This window comes from Mesorhizobium sp. WSM3866, from assembly GCF_002294795.1.
In the GTDB taxonomy this organism is placed as follows: Bacteria; Pseudomonadota; Alphaproteobacteria; order Rhizobiales; family Rhizobiaceae; genus Mesorhizobium.
This window is the reverse complement of the sequence record NZ_NSGC01000017.1, coordinates 21520-37768: the sequence shown is the minus strand read 5'-3', so window position 1 is coordinate 37768 and position 16249 is coordinate 21520. Positions and strand designations below refer to the sequence as shown.

Genomic DNA, 16249 nt, shown 5'->3' with positions numbered 1-16249 from the left:
TCATCCACGGCCTGGAAAAACCTGCAAAAGGTTTGGAAGCTCCCCAAACAGGATGGTGCTGGGGGCGGCTGCAAATTGCAGATACGCACTGTTCTGAGCGTCTATGGCGTGGCCAAGTTTCAAACCAGCGTAACCGTTGTTTGCAGGAACCTCTGAAACGGCTGTCATACTGGCTAGCGGCACGCCACCCGATGGGCCGAAAAAGGCGTTCTTGAGCAACTGGCGCTCCTGCTCCAAGACAAAGCAGTAAAACGGGTACCATCGGCCAGCGCGAGGCCGCACCTCGACAATGATCTCACCATTGCCCGAGACGGTCGTGGCTATGTGAAAGGGAGCGATCGAAGGTTCGGGCCGGCCTTGGCTGAGGTGAGTTACACCGTCCGCAACGCGATCTGCCCAATCCGATTGTCTAAGATCAACATAGAGGCGCGTGGCAATCGATGAGGGAACGAGTTTTCTATCAATTGCGTGGGGGAAGATCCCGATGATAGGGAAGCCCTCTTCTCGCGACCTGAGGGCGCGGTCCAGGGCGTAAGCAAGCTCCTCTTGGCAAGGTTCGCTCTTTAAGCTTTTTTCGGTGACGTAGATTGCCCATGCGTCACTCTTTGCCGGGTCCGTGATGGCTGCGTCGATCTGGGGCCAAAGCCGTTGACCCGCAATCAGGTGGTTCCGATCAAGCTTCACGTCGATCCCACGTTTGCGTATCTCTTGGGCAACGAAATCGACGTCCTCGGATTCATTGTCTGCCCAGGCATAGGTAAGCCAAAGTTTCTTCATACTCGCCGCCGCCTGAATGTTGGTCAATCTAATCGGAGCGCTTTCCGGCTTTTTCCAGGAAAGCAGGGAACCGTCATTTTACCTTAGGAAATCGGCGCGCATATCTTTCGCACCCGCCAATGTTCCCGTCGTACCTGGTGATCTCGATAAGCCCCGACGATCCTACGATCACATCGACCTTACAGTGATAGTCGTAGGTCTCGGTCTTGGTGCCTTGCGATTGGACATAGATCGGCTGTCCGTTCACGTAGGCTGTGCTCGAATTGAATGTTGGCAACGTGTATGAGCCGGTGTTTCGGCTACCCCACGTGAACACTCGCTTGCCGTCGATGGTGTTCTCGGCATCCGGGAACCCGAGCACGTTGAAGGCCTCTTGGTAGGGCTTCCCACGTAGCGAGCTAAGGCCCGCGTCCATATTCTCAAACGTCTGACACCCGGCCGCGATCGCCGCTATGGCCAACGCGCAAATACTCCGAATCTTCATGTAATATCCCCCTACAGCGATCCCCGGATTACCGGATTTCCCGGGTTGATTTCAACCGCTTCTATAAATTTCGCAGTATGGGCGCATATAAAACAACCTCTACTGCGAAATTCCCGCGTTTGGTTGTAGCAAATCCGGGAAATCCGTAAATCCTAAGTCGTAGACTGACAGATAATCGCCAATAGGTTGCATGGTCGGCGCACCACGCGATTGCGCTGCTAGACCTTAGTTCGATGCCTTTCGATTGAAGCTTTCGACAGTCTCGTTGAACTGCTCAATGGCCTGCTCTTGCTCGCTTGCAAGGCAGCGTCCATAGCCGGCGATCTTGCGCCGATATTCTTCCATCTCAGATTTGCAGCTATCGAAATCGTACTCCCCTGAGAACTGGAAGCCATATGAGGCGCAGCTAGGCGGTTCGGGCCGTTTAGTTTCATCGTTTGCAAGCAGGGGCCTATAGCCGGAACACTCCAAGTCGAGACCGCCTGCACTTGCGGATTGCGCGTACGTTGCAAGCAAAAGCCCGAGCAGTAGAATTCTCATGATATAGCCCCACACCTCTGGCGGGCAGCTAACATACCTTGCGATCACACACCAGAACGCGGCGTCGAATATAAGTTTGTATAAGCGGAAACAGCCGACAACTGATCGCCTGTATCAGTTCGCTTATGGCACTCACGCATCGTCAGCGTCGGTTCGTTCAAGAATACCTGAGGTCGGAAACGGCCACAGAAGCCGCATTGCGCGCTGGCTATGCCTCATCTTCTGCCCACGTGATGGCATGCAGGCTGATGGCCGATCCGAGCATATTGGCTGCGATCGAGGAAGGGCAGCAAAAACGCCTGGATCGCGTCGAGATCGATGCAGACTATCTGCTTAAGCGGCTGCACGAGGAAATCGAGGCCGATCTAGCGGACCTCTACGACGAAGAGACGGGCGATCTTCTGCCTGTTCACGAGTGGCCGGAAATTTGGCGGCGCGGGCTGGTTGCCGGCGTTGAGATCGAGGCGTTGTTTGACGGTCGCGGTGAAGATCGCAAGCAGATCGGCACGGCCAAAAAAATCAAGCTTTCTGATCGTGTGCGCCGCCTGGAAGCTATCGGCCGTCACGTCTCAGTGGCTGCATTCCGCGACACACTGGAGATCAAGGGACTAGATGGCCTTGCCGAGCGCCTGGCGCGCATATCACGCGCTCAAGCTGCGGCTGAGCCGGCAAACTCTCCTCCATCCACTATGCCGGTCCCTGCCCAGGAGCCTACGCCGACGCCGACACCCGCGCCGGCTCATGAGCCCGCACCGGAACCCGAGCAGCGCGCAGCCGCCGATTGGGAAGCGCCGAAGACGCCCGCGCCGTATCAACCGATCCTCTACTACCCGGAGCGGCAGGGCTTCGCTGACACAGACTACGACAATGCCGAGGACGGGTTTGTAAGCGCCCGTCGCAACACCTGAGAAGGAAAGACCAATGGCAGACATCGCCACCAATATTGCAACGATCCAGGCTAAGGCCGCTGAGCTTGACGCGCTGATCGTTCAGGTCCGTGCCGCCAAAGCGGCCATCGAAGCCGCTGAGGCTGAAATCAGGCGGCTTCGGCCCGCGTCCGAGCCGTCGCGCGCGTATCAGGAACGCCTCACGCTGGTCGCGCTGGATGCGATGGGCAAGCCATCCATCGAGAGCGACCGGAGCATTGCCGATCTGGCGGCGGCAGCTTGGGCAGGGGTGGCTTAACATGACTACTCCCGTCACCTCATCGGAAATCGGCGACAAGATCAGCGCCCTCGATATCCTTGTGCAAGAACTTGGTGCCGAGTTCGACAAGACGGCCGGCGAGGCGGTCGCGGGCGTCGACGGTGCAGGCAAGAAGGCTGCGGAGATCAACCAGCGCATTGAACGCCTGGGCGTGGACCGCTTGATCCTCTCCCGCGCTCTGGAACGCGCACGGGCAACCGAAGCCGCCGCGCGTGAGGCCCAGGCAGAGGACGTGCGTCGGAAGCACTTCGACGCCGCCAAGGGTCACGCTGCGCGCCTGTTGGCGGCGGCGTCTCGCATTGACGCGGCGATTGCTGAGTTCACCGCGGCGCTGCCCGAACTTAGTGAAGCGGAATTGTCCGTGCGCCTTAGCCTTAGTCGCGCGGATCATCGTTTGCCCGGCGCTGTGGTCGGGCAGATAGGCCTAGCGCTTATGGCTGTCGACAAGCTCACCAGGATCGCAGACGGCAGGGCGCGTTTAAACGCCCCAGGCAAATCAATCGCTGAGACGGTGGCCTTCGCCTGGAGCTTTCTGGTCAACGACAACGAGGAGGCCGCGTGATGGCTGAGATCGACGCGGCAAGCATCCTGTTCCCCAACGATGTGCCGTCGAAGCCGACCCAGGCACCCGACTGGTATCAGGCCCAGCGCAGCGCTGCCGAGCAGCGGCTTACCGGGAAAACCGATGATGCCGCCGCCACGATGTTCCCAGGCGAGCGCAAGGGCGACGCCAATCCTCCTGCCGGTGACAAGACGGATGTCGCCGCCGCGCTGTTCAAGGATGACGCGGCGCGAAAGGACGTTGATTTCGAGCGGGTCGTTGGCGGTGAACTGGATCAAGTGACGCTGGACGCCATGAAGGATGGCGACAGTGAGAGGGCCAACGCCTTGAAGGCGGCAACGGCGGCGCTGAGCGAGGATTTCCGCTCGGCCGGCACTGATCCAGCTTCCATTCAGGAAGCTTTCCAAATCGTTCGCCAGAGCGCGGACAGCCTGTCCCCGCCGACGCCCGAACAGATCGAGGAGGGCTTTGCCGCTTCCATGGCTGAACTGACAGCTTCCGGCGTCACCGAGGCTGATCTGGGCATTGCGCGCCAGTTCATCAAAGACATGGAGATTGTATCACCGGGCGTTGTGGCAAGTCTGGAGCGACATGGGGCAGGCAATGATCCTCGCCTTGTCCGCGCGGCGATCAAGGAAGCCAAGAGGCGCGGCTATCGATGATCGCGTGCCCGCTCTGCAAAGCTGCCGTGGCCGTGCCCGCGCTCGATGACCTTCTTGCCTCGCATGAGATCAAGGGCCTTGAAGCCAGCATTCTCGGTGCAGTGTGGAAGGGCAGGGGAATGCCCGTCAGCACCGAAAGGCTGTTTGACGCCATGTATGCCGATGATCCTGACGGCGGGCCGTCGCCCACGCGCATGTATCTCACCTTCAATAGGACCCTTCAGCGGCTCAACAGGCTTCTCGACGGGTCCGGCGTCTCGATTATCGCGGTCGGGTTTCGACAGGGATACCGCCTCGCGCTTTCGTTGGGAGAATGACAGATGCCTACCGTTCCGGAATATCAATCTGACGTTTCGCTTCGTCCGATCTACCGGCAAGACCTGGAGCCCAACGCGACGCCGGATGCTTTCGGCGCGGCGATCGGGCGCGGCATGCAAGGCGCGGCGGCTGGGCTCGACAAGTTCGCCGACGTGGCCGCCCAGGTGAAATCGCTAGAAGACGAGGCGGCAGTAAGGCGCGCTAGGAACCAGTACATCGCGGAAGCCGACACGCTCAAATACGACCCGGAAGGCGGATTTTTGCAGAAGGAGGGGCGCTCTGCGATCGATGCTTTTCCCGAGTACCAGCGCAATATGGGCGACCTCCGCAACAAGGTCTCCAGCGCCGCGCGGCTGACGCCAAGCCAGCAAAATATGTTCGCAAAGGCCGTCGATCCGCTGGAGCAAGATAGCCGCCGCCAAGGGCTGATGCATAAGGGCCAGGCGCTGAAATCCTACATCGTCAGCGATCTGAAAAGCAGCGTCCAGACCTTCGGCGATCAGGCGATGAAGAATGCCGGCAATCCGGCGATGGTGCAGAAGTACATCGCGGCCGGCCAGCTTGAGCTACGTCGGCAGGCTGAGCTTGAGGGCTGGGGCGCTGATACGTTGAAGCTCCAGGAAGCCGGGTTTGTCTCGGGCGTTCACAAGAACATCACCTTGAAGATCGCGGCCACCGATGCGATCGCCGCCGAAAAGTACATGCAGTCCAATGCCAAGCAGATGACCGGCGCGGATCAATACGATCTCGGCAACTCGCTCAAGACCGAACTGATCCAGGAGAAATCGAAACGCGAGGCTGAGGCGATCTTGTCGGACGGTCGCCAGCCGTCCACCTCGGCGGAACCGGCCCAGCCGGCGAGCGGTCGCACCCTCGCGCAAGCCGGCCCGACGCGCGCTCGCGCCTTCCTCCAGTCTGTGAGCAACAAAGGCCCGGCCTCGGTCGACAACCTGGATGACAGTTTCGCCACCAATCTGGCGGCGATGATGCAGGACGCGCCGCCCGATATCCGCAAGGGTCTCGGCATCTATTCCGGCTATCGCTCGCCCCAGCGGCAAGCAGAGCTTTTCGGGGCGGCGGTGAAGAAATACGGCTCCGTTGCAGCTGCGCGTCGCTGGGTCGCGCCTCCCGGCAATTCCCAGCACAATGAGGGCCGCGCCGTCGACCTGTCTTTCAACGGGCAATCGCTCTCGCACGCGCCGCAAGACGTGATCGATTGGGTGCATGAGAACGCCGGCAAGTATGGCCTCTACTTCCCGATGAAGCATGAGCCCTGGCATATCGAGCCGATGGGCACGCGCGGCACGCGGGCGTTCTCTGCCACGGTCGCGCCAAGGAACAACACAATCGCGCCGCGCTCGGTCGCACCGTCCTATGACGACATCGAAAACCGGCTTGCGGGCATTGCTGATCCCGACGTTCGCGACGCGACGCGCAAGCGCCTCTATGCTGTCATGGAAGCCCAGAGCAAGGCCCAGGAGCAAAGCGAGCGAGCCGCCAAGGCCGAACTGTGGAAGTACATCGATCAGGGCCAGACGCCCGACCAAGTGCCGATGGAAGTTCGGCAGGCGGCGGGCATGGCTGCTGTCTCTGCGGCCTGGAGCTACCAGGAAACCGCCGCCAAGGGTCGCGCGGTCGACAGCGATCAAACGCTGCTCTACGACATGCGCCGCTACGCCGCGACCAATCCGACCGAGTTCGCGAACTACGATCTCAACGATTACCGCGATCGTCTCTCGAAAGAAGACATCAAGGAATTGACCGGGCTCCAGACCAACGCGCTATCCGATCAGCGCAAGGCGAAGGAAGACGGGATTAACATCACCAACGCGTTTTCCCAGGCTGACAGCCAGCTTGCCGCCGTTGGCATTACCACGACCGGGAAAGAGGGAAGCGAGCGTGAAGCGGCAGCTAAGCGCGTCGCGGAATTTCAGAACCAGTTGGCCTCCCAATTGGAGGAGTTTAAACGGCAGAACCAAAACCGGCCGCCGAACCAGCTTGAAATTCAGTCGGTGATCAACAAGCTCCTCTTGCCGGTCGTGATCAAGGACGGCCCTGCGCCGTCTTACGGATCGATCCCCAACCCGTTCTCGTCTGCTGTAAATCTTTTCGGCGGCTCGACTTCGAACGGGTTCCTGTTCGATGCAGCCAAGCGCGGGGATAATACGACCGTCGATGTCGTCGTGAAGTACACGGATATCCCGATTGATCTGCGGCGCGGCATCGCCAACGACCTTGAGAACGAGCTTGGCCGCAAGCCCAGCGAGGAGGAGGTTGTTCAGCGCTACGAGGATTTCACCCTCGGGCGCGATCCGACGCCGATCCCCGTGCAACCAGTGCCGTATGATTATGAGGACACATGGGCCAACCGGGCTCTACAGCCGCTCTCCTACGTCCCCGGCAAGGCTATGCAATGGGTCGGGCAAATGATCGATGCGGTCGGCTCCGAAGCGTCGAGCGACAAGGCCAATGCTCCAGCCGAACCAGATGCCCTGGATACGCTCGGCAGCAAGATCGGCAGCGCAGCAAAGAGTACGGCCGGCATAGCGGCGACGGTCGAACGCGGGCACTACCTGCCAAGTCTGTCCGGGTTCTTCTCCAAGTCGCAGGCCCATGAGGAAGCGGACAAGAAGTCGAAGCGGTAGGCGGCTGACTAGCCCCGGTCTGTGGCGGGCTCTGCCTCGCGCTTCTCGATTTCGATCTGAACAGCTTCGCGAATGAACTTTGCGCGCTGCTTCTGCCCAACGAGGTTGTCGATCCGATCGAGAACCTCGTTCGGAAATCGGACGATTGTCGGCGTCATGTTGAGCGGCGGTCTTCCCATAGCTCACCCGATAAACGATATCGCATATTGTGTCAACGCGCTGGCGATTAGAAAATAAACGATATCGTTTATTGACGCACTAAACGATATCGTTTATATCGATGGTTGTGAACGCGGCGATCTCTCTGCCGGTCGGAACCAAGTCGAAAGGACCACGATCATGGACAAGGGCGTTATATTCGAAGGCGAAATGAACTTCCTCGGCATTCTGCTGCAACAGGCCATGATGTATTCGAAGGCAAAGATTGATGCTCTTCCGGAAGACATCGACGTTGACGATGAGTGCGCCGCGATCGAAGCTGCTAGCGCGCCGGCCTTCGCCATCGCGCAAACGATATCCTCGTTGCCGGCAAAGAGCGAAACTGAAAATCGGATCAAGGCCACGGCAGCTGCCTGGATGGACGGAACCTATTGGGCGACTAAGAGCCCTGGAGCAATGAATTGAGCTTTCGAACAGAATTCCTGCTGATGGCCCAGTATGACGGAGCGGCGGTCATTCCCACTGAGAAGGTCTGCCGCGACTATTTCAGCCACCTCACACCGCAGCAGTTCATGCGCAAGGTCAACAGCGGCGATATCGATCTGGTTGTCACCAGGATAGAGCCGAGCCAGAAAGCGGCGACCGGGGTCCACCTCCTGGACCTCGCCGCCTGGATCGACAAGCGGCGCGAGGCCGCGAAAAAAGAGAACGACCAGTTACATGGGCGTAGGTAGCGGCAAGAAACCGCCCCACCGAAGTCAATCGCGCCATCATCGCGTTGATTGTGTATCCAAGTGTGTAAGGCGCAAGGTCAGTTTTTTCTAACCATCTGATTTCATTCACATTTCCGGAATGAAATGGTGCCCAGAGGCGGATTCGAACCACCGACACGCGGATTTTCAGTCCGCTGCTCTACCAACTGAGCTATCTGGGCCTGCGCCGGCTAACGGGCTCGTCCGCCGGGTTTCACGGAAGCGCCGGGTGGCGCCCCCCTCGAAAGCGCGTGGGTTATAGCACGGGAATTCGCCCTGTCCAGCGCTTAGGTGTTGATAAAGAAAAATCGTCGGGAAACGGCGTATTGCTACGGGCCTTCACTGCTCGTCTGTGGACGAAGGGCCTTGCTTGGGGCCTCCGTCTTCTTCCTCTTCGTCGTCGCGGCCGGGGATGACGTAGGCGCCTTTCAGCCAGCGATTGAGGTCGATGTCCTTGCAGCGTGTCGAGCAGAACGGATAGTGCTCCCGCACCGAAGGCTTGCCGCATTCGGGGCAGGGGCGCTTCGGCCTCAGCGGCGTGACCTTTTCGTCCGGGCTCATGGCCGCGCGACGTGCCAGTTCTTGTGCGGCTTGAAGCCCTCGCCGGACAGCAGCGCGATACTCTCGTAGAGCGGCAGGCCGACCACATTGGTGTAGGAGCCGACCAGCTTGACGACGAAGGAGCCGGCGAGGCCCTGCACGGCATAACCGCCGGCCTTGCCGCGCCATTCGCCCGACGCGACATAGGCGTCGATCTCCTCGCGCGGCAGTCGCTTGAAGCGCACCCTGGTCTCCACCAGCCGCTGCCTGAGCTTGCCGCCCGGCGTGATCAGGCAGATGCCGGAATAGACCCGGTGCGAGCGGCCGGAAAGCAGGCCGAGGCAGTTCACCGCGTCGTCGATCGTCTCGGCCTTGGGCAGGATGCGCCGCCCCACCGCCACCACCGTGTCGGCGGCCAGGATGAAGGCCGGCGCATAGTCTTCCTCGCTTTTCAGCGAGGCGAACGCCTTCTCGGCCTTGTCCTTGGAAAGGCGCTTCGCCAGCGAGCGCGGATGCTCGGCGCGCAGCGGCGTCTCGTCGACATCGGCGGGCAGCACGCGGTCCGGTTCGATGCCGGCCTGCTGCAACAGCTCGATGCGACGCGGCGAACCCGAGGCAAGCACGAGCTTCTGCAGGATGCTCATCGCGGTTCGCGCCGAATTGTTACTTGAAGCGGTAGGTGATGCGGCCCTTGGTCAGGTCGTAAGGCGTCATTTCGACCAGGACCTTGTCGCCGGTCAGCACGCGGATGCGGTTCTTGCGCATGCGGCCGGCCGTGTGGGCGATGATTTCGTGCTCGTTTTCGAGCTTCACCCGGAACATCGCATTGGGCAGCAGTTCCGTGACCACGCCCGGAAATTCGAGGACTTCTTCCTTCGGCATTCGATACCTTTGCTTGGATGGCGGTTCCGGGGCCTAGAGCATGATGCCGAAAAGTGTGAAGCGGTTTTCGGACGACATCATGCTCTACTCTTGATCTGGAGCCGGACGATTTCAGGTCGAACAGACCTGAACTCGTCCGACTCCAGCCGGAATTTGCGGCGGAACCTATATGATAATCGCCCGCTTGTGAACATGCTTAATCCGTCGCGTTTTTTGCTTCCGGAAGCAAGAAACGCCGGCTTATGCGCGTCTTCAGCCGCTCTCGCACATCGCGATAGGCGGCCATAATGTGCTCGCGCGTGCCGCCGGTGTCGGTCGGGTCCGGCATCGGCCAGTACTCGACCTCGACGGCGAGCGAGCGGGTAAGCTCGAGCGCGGCGTGATGCGCTTCCGGCGCCAGCGTCACAATCAGGTCGAAATAGTCGTCTTCCAGCTCGTCAAGCGTCCTCGGCTGCCGCTCGCCGAGCGTGAGACCCTCTTCGGCAAGCACGGCATCGACGAAGGGGTCGCGCTCGCCGCTGCGCACGCCGGCCGAGGCCACGAAAGTGGTGGCGGGCAGCATCCGCCGCGCCAGTTGCTCGGCCATCGGCGAGCGCACGGCATTCATGCCGCACACAAAAAGAATCGAATGCGGCAGCGCGGCCAGGACTACCCCCGCCAGTGCAGCACGCAGACGAGCGTGAACAACCGGCGCGCCGTGTCGAAGTCGATCTCGATCTTGCCGGCGAGCCGGTCCATCAGTGTTTGCGAGCCCTCATTGTGCAGGCCGCGGCGGCCCATGTCGATTGCCTCGATATGGCTGGGCGTGGAGGAGCGGATCGCCTCATAATAGCTTTCGCAGATCAGATAGTAATCCTTGACGATACGCCTAAGCGGCGTCAGCGACAGGATGTGGGTAACCACATTGGCGCCATTCTGGCGGCTGACGGCGAACACCAGGCGCGATTCGGCCAGCGACAGCTTCAGCCTGTATGGGCCGGCGCCATCGTCGTTGACCGGCCGGAAACTGTTTTCCTCGATCAGGTCGAAGATCGCCACTGCCCGCTCATGCTCGACATCGGGCGTCGAACGCCCGATCGATTCGTCGAGCTCGACGTCGATCAGCCTGTCGCGGTTTTGGTGGTGGCCGGACATCGCTACATGTTCAGCCTGATCGCCACCGATCGTGCGTGGGCGTCGAGCCCTTCCGCCTTGGCGAGCGCGATGGCCGCCGGCGCCAGCGCCTTGAGCTGCTCCGGGCCGAGCTTCAGGATCGACGTGCGCTTGACGAAATCGAGCACGGACAAACCAGACGAGAAGCGCGCCGAGCGCGCGGTCGGCAGCACGTGGTTGGAGCCGCCGACATAATCGCCGATGACTTCCGGCGTGTGGCGGCCGAGGAAGACGGCGCCGGCATTGCGCATCCCGGCGAGGAAGTTCTCGGCGTCGTCGAAGGCGAGCTCGACATGCTCGGCCGCGATGCGGTCGACCAGCGGCAGCGAAGCCTCGATCGTCGGCACCAGGATCACGGCGCCGAAATCGCGCCAGCTCGCCGCGGCCGTCGTGGCGCGCGGCAGGCTCTTCAACTGGCGCTCGACCGCCTGCTCCACCGCCGTGCCGAATGCGGCATTGTCGGTGATCAGGATCGACTGCGCCGACGCGTCGTGCTCGGCTTGCGCCAGCAGATCGGCGGCGATCCAGTCCGGATCGTTGTCCGCATCTGCCACGACCAGCACTTCCGACGGCCCGGCGATCATGTCGATGCCGACGCTGCCGAACACCTGGCGCTTGGCTGCCGCGACATAGGCATTGCCCGGCCCGACGATCTTGGCGACCGGCCGGATCGTCTCGGTGCCATAGGCGAGCGCGGCGACGGCTTGCGCGCCGCCGACGCGATAGATCTCGGAGACGCCGGCAAGGTCGGCCGCGACCAGAACCAGCGGATTGATGACGCCGCCGGAGGCCGGCACCACGATCACGATGCGCTCGACACCGGCGACCTTGGCCGGCACGGCGTTCATCAGCACCGAGCTCGGATAGCTCGCTGTGCCGCCGGGCACATAGAGCCCCACGGCATCGATCGCGGTCCAGCGCGAGCCGAGCTCGACGCCGGCGGCGTCCGTGTAGCGGTCGTCCTTCGGCTTCTGCCGCTCGTGATGGGAGCGGATGCGGTCGCGTGCGAATTTGAGCGCCTCGACTGTGGCTGGGTCGGCCGCGGCGTATGCCTTTTCGATGTCGGCCCTGGAGACGGCGATGCCGAGCCTGTTGAGATCGGCCTTGTCGAATTTCAGCGTGTAGTCGATGAGCGCCTTGTCGCCTGCGGCGCGCACGCGCGCGACGATGTCGCGCACCACCGCTTCGACGTCGGCCGACACTTCGCGCTTGGTGGTGAGGAATGCCGAAAAACGCAGCTCGAAATCGGCGTCGGTTTGGCTAAGCGTGATGGCCATCGTCGGTGCTCAGGTCCTGTGAACCGGGCGCGAGGTGGCTTCCCAGGAGCCGCCGACATCGGCGAGCCGCGCCTCGATGCACTCGACGTCGAGCATGATCGTGCCGCCTCCGGAAAAAACCAGCTCGATGATGCCGGCCGGCTTGCTGAATGCGACGAAGCTGACTGCCAAGAGCGACAGTATCTCCGCCGGCTTGTCGCGGGCGATGCCGCTGGTCTTGGCGCCGAGCACGCGGTCGAAATGCAGCACGCACTGGCGCCGTTCATTGTGCTGGCGGAAGAAGCCGGACCTCGCCTCCCAGACGAAGCGGTTCATGGTCAGCACGAAACGTTTGGCCGCCGGCAGGTATTCGAGGTCGGAGACCTTCATCACGGCGTCCTGGACGTGGGCCGAGATGATGCTCAGATCCTGGTCGTCGAGCGCGATGAGCTTGAGGGCCATGCGGAATGCGCACCTGAAGGTTGATTAGTCAATCTTCTGTTATGCGGTCTTTCCGCTCTGCGCAACCGAGGCGCTTTGTCAGCCCGAAATCCGCTCGATCACCGCGCCGCAGCCGGAAAGCTTCTCCTCCAGGCGCTCGAAACCGCGGTCGAGGTGGTAGACCCGGTTGACGGTGGTTTCGCCTTCGGCGGCAAGCCCTGCGATGACCAGCGACACCGAGGCGCGCAGGTCGGTCGCCATGACCGGCGCGCCTTTCAGCTTGGCGACGCCGTCGACGATCGCCGTCTGGCCCGACAGCGTGATGTGGGCGCCGAGGCGGGCAAGCTCCTGCACATGCATGAAGCGGTTCTCGAAGATCGTCTCGGTGATGCGCGACTTGCCCTTCGCCATCGTCATCAGGCCCATGAACTGCGCCTGCAGGTCGGTCGGGAAGGCGGGGAAGGGCGCGGTCGTAACGTCCACCGGCGCGATGCCGGCGCCGTTGCGCTTGACGCGGATGCCGGCATTGGTCGGCGTGATCTCGGCGCCGGTCTCGGCAACGACATCGAGCGCGCTCTGCAACAGGTCGGGGCGCGCGCCTTCCAGCACCACGTCGCCGCCGGTCATCGCCACCGCCATGGCATAGGTTCCGGTCTCGATGCGATCGGGAATGACGCGCACGCGCGCCCCCGACAGCGCCTCGACGCCCTCGATGGTGATGGTGGAGGTGCCGGCGCCGTGGATCTTGGCGCCCATGGCGATCAGGCATTCGGCGAGATTGACGATCTCCGGCTCGCGGGCGGCGTTTTCGAGTACCGTCTCGCCCTTGGCGAGCGAGGCCGCCATCATCAGCACATGGGTGGCGCCGACCGACACTTTCGGGAACACGTAGCGGTTGCCGTGGAGACGACCGTTCTTGGTTTTGGCGACGACATAGCCGTTGTCGACGTCGAGCTCGGCGTCCAGCGCCTGCAGGCCTTCGAGGAAGAGGTCGACCGGGCGCGTGCCGATGGCGCAGCCGCCCGGCAGCGACACCTTGGCCTCACCCATGCGGGCAAGCAGCGGGCCGATAACCCAGAAGGAGGCGCGCATCTTGGACACGAGCTCGTAGGGCGCGGTGGTGTCGACGATGTTGCGGGCGGAGAAATTGATGGTGCGCGAATAGCCCTCCTGCTGCTTCTCGCGCCGGCCGTTGACGGAATAGTCGACGCCGTGATTGCCGAGGATGCGGATCAGTTGCTCGACATCGGCCAGATGCGGCACGTTTTCGAGCGTCAGCGTGTCGTCGGTGAGCAGCGAGGCGATCATCAGCGGCAGCGCCGCGTTCTTGGCGCCCGAAATCGGAATGCTTCCGGCAAGCTTATTGCCGCCGACAATTCTGATGCGATCCATGAAAGAACGTCCCCTCGGCCCGGACGGGCCGGTTTCAATCGGTTGAGTATATCCGGCTCTAGACTATCGGCCGGTGCGGTTCAAGAAATAGGATTTCCCCATGTGTGGACCGAGTGTGATCGGCCAGTGTGGCTGATTTCGGTTAGTCCTTGTGCATTTTTCCAGCAGTCGGCAATCCTTCCGGCCGATCATCAGGATTGCCATCCCGCCGCGAACGGGCCTGCGCCTTGCGCTTCTGCAGGTTGGCACGCAGCGCCTCGGCCAGCCGGTCCTTGCGCTCGCCGTCGCGTTTTTTCGGCGGATTTGGCTTGTCGTTCATCGCCGGTCCTCGCCGGCGGATAGCCGGCTGTGGCTCAGGCATAGTTAACATTGTGGCGCCGCCATGTCATCGAAGCCTGCTCGCAAGCGGCCTCCACAGCCGCGGCATTCGACACATGCCGCGGGAAAACCGCGCAGCGATTTCGCACGAAGGCATGCGTCGTTTTAAGGTTTTCTTGGCCTTGCGCTTGCCGGTTCGTTATGGCAGAAGCGCCGCCATCGCAGGCTGCGGTAGCTCAGTGGTAGAGCACTCCCTTGGTAAGGGAGAGGTCGAGAGTTCAATCCTCTCTCGCAGCACCATCCTATCCCTTTGATTGGGAATAGCTATCTGACTTTCTTGGTTTTTTCGGCGCCTGTCTGGTACACAGGGGTGGTGTTAGCTCGAGACTGTCTAGACCCTGGGCGATGGAAGACGACCGGCGTCTATTACCTTCGACAACGCGCCCCTCCAATTTGCTGATTTTCCGCTGGACGGAAAGGTCGGTATTCCCGTGGCGAAGACCACAAGAACGGTTAAAGCTGGGAGACCCAAGGCCAAGAAGCTCCAACGATCACGCTCAGTCCTTGAGAGGCGCGGACGTGCGGAATACATCTTGGCCTTCTGCAAGGTCAGCCTTTGAACGAGGAGACTGGTATTGCCCCTGTGCCTGCCGATCCTGCGCCACCTGAAATCCCCTGACCTGTTCGGCGCTATCGACCGTGTGCCGGCGCTTGGCACGCCGGTTGGCGGGAGCACGTTCGAGGTCTTCAATCCATCGACGGGCGAATTGCTGGCGGAACTTCCCGACATGGGGATTGCGGAGACGCGCGCGGCGATCGACAAGGCCTATGCCGCACAGGCCGAATGGGCGGGGCTGACGGCCCGGGAGCGCAGCGAAATGCTGTGGCAGTGGCATCAACTGATCGTCACCTACACCGACGATCTCGCGGCGATCCTCACCGCGGAGATGGGCAAGCCGCTCGCCGAAGCCAGATCGGAAGTCTCGCATGCGGCGGCGTATCTGCAATGGTATGCCGAGGAGGCCAATCGCATCTATGGCGAGACGATCTCGGCACCGTCGACGGACCGCCGCATGCTGGTGATCAAGCAGCCGATCGGCGTCGTCGGCACCATCACACCATGGAACTTTCCCGCATCGATGGTGGCGCGCAAGATCTCACCGGCGCTGGCGGCAGGCTGCGCCATTGTGCTTAAGCCTGCCGAACAGACGCCGCTTGTTGCAGGTGCCATGTTCGCGCTTGCCGCCGAGGCCGGCTTTCCCGATGGTGTTGTAAATCTCATTTATGCCTCGGAGGGTGCCGCGGTGGGGTGCGAGCTCTGCCACAATCCCAAAGTGCGCAAGATCAGTTTTACCGGCTCGACCGAGGTCGGACGCCTGCTCATGCGCCAGTGCTCGGACCAGATCAAGAAGGTCAGTCTCGAGCTCGGCGGCAATGCGCCTTTCATCGTCTTCGACGACGCCGACATCGATGCCGCCGTGGATGGGGCGGTCCAGGCGAAGTTCCGCAATGCCGGCCAGACTTGCGTTTCGGCGAACCGACTTTACGTCCAATCGGACGTTCATGATGAGTTCGTCGACAAATTCGTGCGGCGGGTCGGCGAGCTTCAGGTCGGTGACGGTTTCGATCCCGGCGTCGCCATCGGCCCGCTGATCGACAGGCGGGCGCTCGCCAAGATCGAATCCCACATCGCCGATGCCGTGGCAAAGGGCGGCGCGATCCGGTGCGGCGGAGGCCGGATCGCCAGAGACGGCACGTTTTTCCAGCCGACGGTCCTTACCGACGTCTCCAGCGCCATGACGGTGGCGCGGGAGGAGACATTCGGGCCGTTGGCCCCCGTCATCCGTTTCGAGGATGGCGATCAGGTCGTGCGTGAGGCCAACGACACCATTTACGGACTAGCCGCGTATTTCTACGCATCCAACCTGAAGCGCGTCTGGCGTGTGGCGGAGGCCCTGGAATACGGCATGGTGGGCATCAACACCGGGCGCATGTCCTCGGAAGCAGCACCCTTCGGGGGCGTCAAGCAGTCCGGCATCGGGCGGGAGGGGTCCCGCCACGGCCTCGAGGATTACCTTGAGATGAAATATCTCTGCATGGGCGGCATCTGAGACGCAGAGATTTGAACCGCAGCCCACGCCAGGTTGCCGGCGGGGGTTGGCT

Annotated in this window: 21 protein-coding genes and 2 tRNA genes; 10 read left to right on the top strand and 13 right to left on the bottom strand. The window is 61.7% G+C overall.

The window, feature by feature from the left end:
• The 3 genes from CK222_RS27355 to CK222_RS31955 all read right to left on the bottom strand — a co-directional run bounded on the left by CK222_RS27355 (position 1) and on the right by CK222_RS31955 (position 1801).
• Positions 1–777, bottom strand: a complete 777-nt coding sequence (locus tag CK222_RS27355) for a toll/interleukin-1 receptor domain-containing protein (RefSeq protein ID WP_095802521.1) — start codon at positions 775–777, stop codon at positions 1–3.
• 73 nt (positions 778–850) lie between these two features.
• Positions 851–1261: a hypothetical protein gene (locus CK222_RS27350; RefSeq protein ID WP_095802520.1), complete on the bottom strand. Its 411-nt coding sequence runs from the start codon at positions 1259–1261 to the stop codon at positions 851–853.
• Positions 1262–1486: 225 nt separating this feature from the next.
• Complete coding sequence (locus CK222_RS31955) at positions 1487–1801, bottom strand: hypothetical protein (protein ID WP_141247138.1); 315 nt, start codon at positions 1799–1801, stop codon at positions 1487–1489.
• A gap of 125 nt (positions 1802–1926) precedes the next feature.
• Here CK222_RS31955 and CK222_RS27345 point away from each other — a divergent pair, with 125 nt between their 5' ends.
• The 8 genes from CK222_RS27345 to CK222_RS27310 all read left to right on the top strand — a co-directional run bounded on the left by CK222_RS27345 (position 1927) and on the right by CK222_RS27310 (position 8087).
• Positions 1927–2709 (top strand): terminase small subunit, encoded by a 783-nt coding sequence (locus tag CK222_RS27345; protein WP_245433309.1) that lies wholly within the window; start codon positions 1927–1929, stop codon positions 2707–2709.
• 13 nt (positions 2710–2722) lie between these two features.
• Positions 2723–2986, top strand: coding sequence for a hypothetical protein (locus CK222_RS27340; protein ID WP_095802519.1), 264 nt, complete (start codon positions 2723–2725; stop codon positions 2984–2986).
• A 1-nt stretch (position 2987) separates the two neighbouring features.
• On the top strand, positions 2988–3569 hold the full coding sequence (locus CK222_RS27335) for a hypothetical protein (RefSeq protein ID WP_095802518.1): 582 nt from the start codon (positions 2988–2990) through the stop codon (positions 3567–3569).
• Positions 3569–4231: a hypothetical protein gene (locus CK222_RS27330; RefSeq protein ID WP_095802517.1), complete on the top strand. Its 663-nt coding sequence runs from the start codon at positions 3569–3571 to the stop codon at positions 4229–4231. Before CK222_RS27335 ends, CK222_RS27330 begins: the two co-directional genes overlap by 1 nt.
• 26 nt (positions 4232–4257) lie before the next feature.
• Positions 4258–4548, top strand: a complete 291-nt coding sequence (locus CK222_RS27325; RefSeq protein ID WP_245433308.1) for a hypothetical protein — start codon at positions 4258–4260, stop codon at positions 4546–4548.
• A gap of 507 nt (positions 4549–5055) precedes the next feature.
• Positions 5056–7194, top strand: a complete 2139-nt coding sequence (locus CK222_RS27320) for a M15 family metallopeptidase (protein WP_245433307.1) — start codon at positions 5056–5058, stop codon at positions 7192–7194.
• 339 nt (positions 7195–7533) lie between these two features.
• Positions 7534–7818, top strand: a complete 285-nt coding sequence (locus CK222_RS27315; RefSeq protein WP_095802514.1) for a hypothetical protein — start codon at positions 7534–7536, stop codon at positions 7816–7818.
• Positions 7815–8087 (top strand): pyocin activator PrtN family protein, encoded by a 273-nt coding sequence (locus tag CK222_RS27310; RefSeq protein WP_245493355.1) that lies wholly within the window; start codon positions 7815–7817, stop codon positions 8085–8087. Before CK222_RS27315 ends, CK222_RS27310 begins: the two co-directional genes overlap by 4 nt.
• 124 nt (positions 8088–8211) lie before the next feature.
• On the opposite strand, the gene CK222_RS27305 is transcribed toward CK222_RS27310, so the two are convergent.
• The 10 genes from CK222_RS27305 to CK222_RS32540 form a co-directional block, all read right to left on the bottom strand.
• A tRNA-Phe gene (locus tag CK222_RS27305) sits at positions 8212–8287 on the bottom strand.
• Between the two features lie 157 nt (positions 8288–8444).
• Positions 8445–8666: a DNA gyrase inhibitor YacG gene (yacG, locus tag CK222_RS27300; RefSeq protein ID WP_067328558.1), complete on the bottom strand. Its 222-nt coding sequence runs from the start codon at positions 8664–8666 to the stop codon at positions 8445–8447.
• Positions 8663–9289, bottom strand: a complete 627-nt coding sequence (locus CK222_RS27295; RefSeq protein ID WP_066993800.1) for a Maf-like protein — start codon at positions 9287–9289, stop codon at positions 8663–8665. The genes yacG and CK222_RS27295 overlap by 4 nt, the downstream gene beginning before the upstream one ends.
• Positions 9290–9308: 19 nt before the next feature.
• Positions 9309–9527 carry a translation initiation factor IF-1 gene (gene infA, locus CK222_RS27290; RefSeq protein WP_006200926.1) on the bottom strand — a complete coding sequence of 73 codons (219 nt, stop codon included), beginning with the start codon at positions 9525–9527 and terminating at the stop codon, positions 9309–9311.
• A 196-nt stretch (positions 9528–9723) separates the two neighbouring features.
• Positions 9724–10188: a low molecular weight phosphatase family protein gene (locus tag CK222_RS27285; RefSeq protein WP_082954052.1), complete on the bottom strand. Its 465-nt coding sequence runs from the start codon at positions 10186–10188 to the stop codon at positions 9724–9726.
• A complete protein-coding gene (locus CK222_RS27280) occupies positions 10176–10661 on the bottom strand; it encodes a UPF0262 family protein (RefSeq protein ID WP_095802512.1) in 486 nt (161 codons plus the stop codon). The genes CK222_RS27285 and CK222_RS27280 overlap by 13 nt, the downstream gene beginning before the upstream one ends.
• A 2-nt stretch (positions 10662–10663) precedes the next feature.
• Complete coding sequence (gene hisD, locus CK222_RS27275; protein WP_095802511.1) at positions 10664–11956, bottom strand: histidinol dehydrogenase; 1293 nt, start codon at positions 11954–11956, stop codon at positions 10664–10666.
• Between the two features lie 9 nt (positions 11957–11965).
• Positions 11966–12397, bottom strand: a complete 432-nt coding sequence (locus CK222_RS27270) for a DUF2948 family protein (RefSeq protein WP_066993786.1) — start codon at positions 12395–12397, stop codon at positions 11966–11968.
• Positions 12398–12475: 78 nt separating this feature from the next.
• Positions 12476–13768, bottom strand: coding sequence for a UDP-N-acetylglucosamine 1-carboxyvinyltransferase (gene murA / locus CK222_RS27265; RefSeq protein ID WP_095802510.1), 1293 nt, complete (start codon positions 13766–13768; stop codon positions 12476–12478).
• A gap of 142 nt (positions 13769–13910) precedes the next feature.
• Complete coding sequence (locus CK222_RS32540; RefSeq protein ID WP_095802509.1) at positions 13911–14087, bottom strand: hypothetical protein; 177 nt, start codon at positions 14085–14087, stop codon at positions 13911–13913.
• A 224-nt stretch (positions 14088–14311) separates the two neighbouring features.
• Here CK222_RS32540 and CK222_RS27255 point away from each other — a divergent pair.
• Both CK222_RS27255 and CK222_RS27250 read left to right on the top strand, forming a co-directional pair.
• Positions 14312–14386, top strand: a tRNA-Thr gene (locus tag CK222_RS27255).
• A gap of 380 nt (positions 14387–14766) precedes the next feature.
• Entirely contained in the window at positions 14767–16197 is a 1431-nt protein-coding gene (locus CK222_RS27250) for an NAD-dependent succinate-semialdehyde dehydrogenase (protein ID WP_245433315.1), read from the top strand.
• Positions 16198–16249 lie beyond the last annotated feature (52 nt).